Below are 5,200 nucleotides of genomic sequence, written 5' to 3'. Positions count from 1 at the left end.
ATACCAATTACTTGTGAAGCTGCACATTATTTCGATTCCTCCAACCTCCCCTTAGTAAGGGGAGGTGCCACAGGCGGTGGGGTTATTTTATGCATCTTCATATTAAAATGGTATGAGGAGTTAGAAGTTAGAAGTTATAATTTTTAACTCCTAATTCTTAATTCCTAATTCCTAACTCCTAACTCCTAATTCCTAATTTTTAACTCCTAATTCCTAACTCCTAATTCTTAACTCCTAATTCCTAATTCCTAACTCCTAATTCCTAATTCCTAACTTCTTATTCCCCTTGGCTGATTTACCTTTATAACTACAGGAAGAGGGAATTAATACTACTGCATGGAACCCTAAATAGTAGAAGTGAAAGTAATTTCACATCACCTATTAAAGCAATTAAGAACAACATGCAAAGTAATTTAATCATGTTTCCCCGCGTCAATACTGATGTGGAATATACTCAAAATGACAGTTTTCTAAGTGATGAATATGACTTTGCAGAGCAACGATTTATTGAATTACTAGCTCTAGAAAACTTAGATAGACGATTGTATGTTGAACCCCAACTAGCAAGCGAATTTGAGAATATCTTGGCAATTGCGATTGTGGCAGGATATGAAGGTAATTTAGAGAAGAATAATCCAAGCGATAAGCAAAGCTTAATGCCAAAGACATTAAGCAATATTGGTAACGAAACAGCGCATTTATTCCTTCAACGCATTCTCTACCGGATAAATCGACTGTGTTTATTTTGGTATGACGACTTACACAATTATGACAACGAACGCTCCATTTATTTGCAGCAAATTCGCGATCGCATCGAAACAGCTTGGCAAAAATGGGAATTAGCACAAACTAATCTTGAAACTTTGCATGATGAAGCTTTGCAAAATCTTGATGTTAAACAAGCTCTAATTAATCGGGTTAAGAGTGACTTAAATCCGGAAATATCAGCAGAAAGTCGCTACATTCGGGAAGAAATGAACGAAGCTGGATATGGTCATTTACTTGCGATCGCTTCATTTGACGGGTTGGTTGAAGGAAGTCGATTGTCGCGCATTTTGGGTGGTACAGCAAACCCAATTCAATGTACTTTAATCAAAGTATTGCTAGAAGAATATGGAAATGGACGCTTTAACCGTAAACATTCGACATTTTTCGCGCAAATGCTGAATGAGTTTGGAATGAATACGCAACCAGAAGCGTACTTTGATTTAGTTCCGTGGGAAGTTTTAGCATGTGCTAATCATAACTTCCTGATGACTGAGCGTAAGCGCCACTATTTACGCTATTGCGGAGGTTTGACCTATTTTGAAGTGTCTGGACCAAGTGCTTATCGTAACTACCTTACTGCTGCACAGCGCTTAGGTTTGTCAGATGCAGCAATGGGTTATTGGGATTTGCATATTCGTGAAGACGAACGTCACGGACAATGGATGCTTGATGATGTTGCATTGCCCTTGGCAGAAATGTATCCAAATGATGCATGGGAATTGGTGTTGGGATATGACCAAGAAAAATCTATGGGAAATAGGGCAAGTGAAGCCATAGTCGCATCGATTCGTAATTATTAATCCCTAACTCCTAACTCCTAATTCCTAACTCCTAATTCCTAACTCTTAATTCCTGTACTATCCTATTATGAGAAAAATATTCTACTGCCCTGAAGAATCTAATTTCTACTCCAATTGTTTGGAAAATTTTGTATTCAGAAAATGCGAAGATTGTGAATATGTAGTTGAATTTGGTTCTGGAGATGGTAGTCCAGTTATCAATTCTTTGCTGAGAAATCAATTTGAAGGGATTGTACATGGATTTGAGTTAAATCCTAATGCTTGGAAAGTTGCAAATTCTACTATCGATGAATATAATTTGAATACAAAATATATAATTGATAATTCTTGCTTGTTTGCATCAACTCAACCTCAAGCAGAATATCTTGTTGCCAATCCTCCATATTTACCAGCACCAGATAATGATATCTATATGCCATTACTCTTTGGTGGTACTGATGGTGCGGCAATTACAAATCAGCTTTTATCGTTGGGATACGATAATGTTGTGTTGTTAGTTTCTAGTTACTCAAATCCCAAAAGCACCATTATTCATGCTCAAGAAAATGACTACTGCGTGAATAATTTTACAATTATGCCATTGAAGTTTGGTTATTACAGTTCTGAGCCAAAAGTAAAGCAACATATCGAAGAAATGCGGGATAACGATATGGCTTTTTATTCGGGTGATTATTACTATTTAGCAGGAGTTTTATTTACCAAGAGTCAAAAGTCAGATGTTAACTTGTCCAAAGAATTAACTCAAGTTTTAACAGGCATATAAAATTATGTAGTTAATCTTGATTTTTTCATATTTTCAATATTCTCGACTTTTCTCAATCGGGAATATTAATTAATCTTCAACGAAAATTCGGATATGTTTGTATTAATGTCTGCTCAATAGAACCTAAATTTTTGAATGTACGAATTAATTGATGTGCTGGGGTTTCACGTTTTTCCAGCATATTTTTTAAAGGTACAAGTAAATTAATATCAGGGTCATTTCCCAGAGCAATCTCCGCAGCTTGAAGAATTTGTAATGCGATCGCAAATATTTCTTCATTATCAAATGCTTCTTGTGCTGACAGTTGATGTAATGCAGCATTGGGAATTATTTCACGTCCAAGTAAGCTAGCATCAAGTATCAATCCTTTCAACAATGCTAATATCCCAGCATAAATAGAAAAATCATCACAACTATCGCAAGCTTTAAATTCAATTCGTCCAATTTCTGCCGGAAGACGAGCAATTTTTGTCAATGTCGGAATACTTGAAATCAGTTGTTCTGGCTTTTCTACAAATACTCTGGTAGCTGCACGTTTCCCTGTACGAATAAATGTTCTCACAGATAATCCTTCCCACAAATCACCTTGGTAAAACGGAGAACTATAACTAAAAGGAACGATATAAGGACTATAATAATTTAGTTTTTTACCAATATCAATTACCTTTTCTACAGGTAAATCTGTAAGCGAAATATTTAAATCTGGACCATAGGAAACCATATAAATATTAACTGTTTGCTCGTCGGGATAAGCTTGTAATTCCCTGAGTTCATATTCATTAAATGGTGGTTGTGGTTTGTATGATGTTAAATTCGGATTATAGCTAATTAAAACGGGTATAAGTCCAAATTTAGCAGCGACATCTTGCAATAAACAAAAACTCTCATTTAATTCTAAAATAGTATTTTTAATACTGGTGTGAATAGTTGTGCGAATTTCAATCCCTTTGGGAACACATTCTACAAATTCTTCATCCATTCCATAGCGTTCAAACCCTTCGATATACCACCTTTTTTTTCTAATTCCAGCATCTCCCATATGTAAATGTATGATTTCATCCACATATTCTGGCAATGCTTCAATTATCTGATTAAAATCAGCAAAGTTTGCCCGTGAAAAATCAACAAAATTTCCAGTCAAGTCAACAAAAGCAACTTCGTGTTCGATGCCAAAATTAAACATTAGTTATACCTTGAAATGTTTATGGTAAGAAATAGGCTGTCAGTAATCAGAATTTAGAATATTCTGTATATATTATTTACAGTGCAGATAGAATGATACTCCAGCAAAATTCATATTTATCCAAGTCGAAATAAACTCAATCTATAGGAAGGAATCTCTAAACAAACAACATGTCTATTGGTGAGTAATGACGTAGATATTTAGCTGGTAAATCTGCAAAGTTTTTGATTTTTCACCATCAGATAAGATGTAAAATCAAACGCGATAAGCGCACGCTCCGTGTAGCTTGCTTCCTCCGAGGGGTACGGTATATCCGATAAACCAGATATTCTTGCAAAAGATTAGCAAATAATATCTGGGCTTACTGTTCGTTAAGATACATTAAGACTCCTTTTGTAACAAATAGAATGCCTTTATTGCTGAGTTATAGCTTTCGTTTTGGTACTAAAAATCCCCATAATATTAGTAGAGCCAATAATTATCTAAATACTATTTGATAATTAATTAAGAATTATTATTAATATGACTACAAGGGAATTATAGCGCAAGATTTTTTGTGAAAGTCGTGAAAAGAATATTTAGCTGCTCTTACTTTTGCGATTTCCTATTTCCCGTTACTTATTGGCTTCCTACTTGCAAGTTACTATGGATGTTACAGAGCTTGAGGAGCAATGGCAATGACAACTGTAGTTAAATCAGCATATAGTGAAGAACATGTTTCCGCTTGGTTGCGGGGGTTGCTTGCGATCGCATGGGCAGATGGTGATTTTGATGCCCAGGAACAGGAGTTAATTGCTAGCATTACCCAGAATGAATTAGCTCCAGGGATGAAACTGGATACTTTAGAGGATATTTCCCCAGAGGAATTAGCTGATGTATTGGGCAAAGGTACATCCCTTGCGGAAAACTTTTTGCGAACTGCCGTAATGGTTGCGATCGCAGATGGGATTTACACTAAAAGCGAAGATTACATGTTGCATGAGTTGTGCAAAGCTTTGGGAGAACCAGAAAATATTCTCGAAGCACTGCGTTATACTCTCGAACATCCACAGGAATTAGAACCTACTTCCCCTATCTCATCAACTACGATACCACCATCTACATCTGTATCTATATCAGTCGCATCACCATTAAAACGTCCTGTCGATCCACTTTATCCTCTTCGCGACTGGTTAGATGGACTGGAAATACACGACCCCAGTGTTGCCCGTTTCTTGTGTAAAATGATTCCTTCACAATGTCCATTTGCACGGGATGTCAAATTATTCGGACGCAAAATAGTCCACATTCCACCATTATGTAAAATCAATCCTCTCTACGAACAGCTTGTTGGTTTACGGTTTCGCGCTCTTTCCTATCTCGCTGATGACTGTAAAGAAGACATTACACCTTATATATAGGAGTAGGAAGGGGAATAGGGATTGAAAAATTAAAAGTAGGAAAAAAGCCTTGGTTTTAATTCAAGGAGTGAGTTTAAGAGTGAATTAAGAGTCTATAATTATATGGCTCTTAATTTTTAACTAAAAACTCCTAATACAATTTTAATATGAAGATATATAGAACCCCACCGCCTATGGCACCTCCCCTTGCTAAGGGGAGGTATGGAGGGGCAGGGCTGATTCATCCCCTAAAACACTTAAAAAATCAAGGGTTCTAGCAATTTAAAACTGGTTATTTTGTTACCAG

General features: G+C 36.2%; 4 protein-coding genes. 3 read left to right on the top strand and 1 reads right to left on the bottom strand.

The window, feature by feature from the left end; translation table 11 throughout:
• Positions 1–401: 401 nt before the first annotated feature.
• A complete protein-coding gene (locus tag CK510_RS25940) occupies positions 402–1,568 on the top strand; it encodes an iron-containing redox enzyme family protein (protein ID WP_095724418.1) in 1,167 nt (388 codons plus the stop codon).
• 67 nt (positions 1,569–1,635) lie between these two features.
• Positions 1,636–2,331 (top strand): class I SAM-dependent methyltransferase, encoded by a 696-nt coding sequence (locus CK510_RS25935; RefSeq protein WP_095724417.1) that lies wholly within the window; start codon positions 1,636–1,638, stop codon positions 2,329–2,331.
• 76 nt (positions 2,332–2,407) lie between these two features.
• On the opposite strand, the gene CK510_RS25930 is transcribed toward CK510_RS25935, so the two are convergent.
• A complete protein-coding gene (locus CK510_RS25930; protein WP_095724416.1) occupies positions 2,408–3,514 on the bottom strand; it encodes a glutamate--cysteine ligase in 1,107 nt (368 codons plus the stop codon).
• 677 nt (positions 3,515–4,191) lie between these two features.
• Between CK510_RS25930 and CK510_RS25925 the strand changes: the two genes are divergently transcribed.
• Positions 4,192–4,914 carry a Mo-dependent nitrogenase C-terminal domain-containing protein gene (locus CK510_RS25925; protein WP_095724419.1) on the top strand — a complete coding sequence of 241 codons (723 nt, stop codon included), beginning with the start codon at positions 4,192–4,194 and terminating at the stop codon, positions 4,912–4,914.
• Positions 4,915–5,200 lie beyond the last annotated feature (286 nt).

It is taken from the genome of Brunnivagina elsteri CCALA 953 (genome assembly GCF_002289455.1).
In the GTDB taxonomy this organism is placed as follows: Bacteria; Cyanobacteriota; Cyanobacteriia; order Cyanobacteriales; family Nostocaceae; genus Brunnivagina; species Brunnivagina elsteri.
This window is presented reverse-complemented; position numbering and strand designations above follow the sequence as displayed.

Bases quoted from the DNA above. Each gene is read 5' to 3' on its own strand.
- CK510_RS25935 (WP_095724417.1), top strand. From the start codon at position 1,636: ATGAGAAAAATATTCTACTGCCCTGAAGAATCTAATTTCTACTCCAAT.
- CK510_RS25930 (WP_095724416.1), bottom strand. From the start codon at position 3,514: ATGTTTAATTTTGGCATCGAACACGAAGTTGCTTTTGTTGACTTGACT.
- CK510_RS25940 (WP_095724418.1), top strand. From the start codon at position 402: ATGCAAAGTAATTTAATCATGTTTCCCCGCGTCAATACTGATGTGGAA.
- CK510_RS25925 (WP_095724419.1), top strand. From the start codon at position 4,192: ATGACAACTGTAGTTAAATCAGCATATAGTGAAGAACATGTTTCCGCT.